The sequence below is a fragment of the Salegentibacter maritimus genome (genome assembly GCF_016236915.1).
Taxonomy (GTDB): domain Bacteria; phylum Bacteroidota; class Bacteroidia; order Flavobacteriales; family Flavobacteriaceae; genus Salegentibacter; species Salegentibacter maritimus.
On sequence record NZ_JAEHOK010000052.1, the window covers coordinates 1 to 947 of the forward strand.

Sequence of the window (947 nt, forward strand, 5' to 3'; positions counted from 1 at the left end):
GCTAAAATTCTATATTTTAGATTTCTAAATTAATCCTGGTTAAACTGACAAGCTAGCTCTTCCCTACTCGCTACTTCCTTTAACCAAAACCGTTGGCAAACATTAAAAAAACGAAACTGAATTAAAGAAATGAAAGGAATAATCACAATAATTGGAATTTTAATTTGTCTAAATGGATTTTCTCAAACTACGAATGAAATGTGGACAGAAACGGATACTATTTCATCCGAAATCTATGAATTTCAAGTTCCAACATCTTGGAGGAATTATGGAAAAATGATGAACGGAAAAAATGGTCCCGAACAGTTTTTTGAGGCAAGTGGAAAAGGACTTCCGATAAGTTTCAATGGTGGACCAATTAAAATATCTATTTTTCTTGTTAAACTTGACAAAGCAAAAAATCTTAAAGATGCTAAAGAAAGTACGATAAATGGATATTTCGAAAATCCTGACAGAATTTTTGAAAATGAAGACAATTATTCGGAAAAGCCTTTTGAATTATCAGACAGTAGCGAATCAATATTATTAAACACCAGATTTTACCGAACATCAAAAAGACTTAATCAAAGCCGATATGATTTAATAACATACTCTAAAGAACATAAAACAGCATATATGTTTACTGTTTCGTTTCAATATATTGACAAGACTTATGAATTTGAAACTGACAAAAATTTAATTGATTATGCGGAAAAATTATATAAAACTTTCAAGTGGAAATAAAAAACGATTTGCCAACACCGTGTATAATTAATGGCTGGTTCTCGCCTACTTACGAAAATCCTCGCGGATTTTCTATTCGGTTTTTATTTGCTAAATTAGGTGCTTAAACACGCCACTAATCATACACAAAACCGTTGTACCCAATTATAAAAACAACATTTTTCTTTCAATTGGTAAAAAATGAGCTTACTTTTGATAATATCAAATGATAGTATCAAATGAAA

At 30.1% G+C, this 947-nt stretch carries 1 protein-coding gene; it reads left to right on the top strand.

Annotated features, from left to right (window positions below):
• Positions 1 to 129 precede the first annotated feature (129 nt).
• The gene (locus I6U49_RS16800) at positions 130 to 723 is read left to right on the top strand and encodes a hypothetical protein (protein ID WP_198629695.1); all 594 of its coding nucleotides are present in this window, start codon (positions 130 to 132) and stop codon (positions 721 to 723) included.
• Positions 724 to 947: the final 224 nt, after the last annotated feature.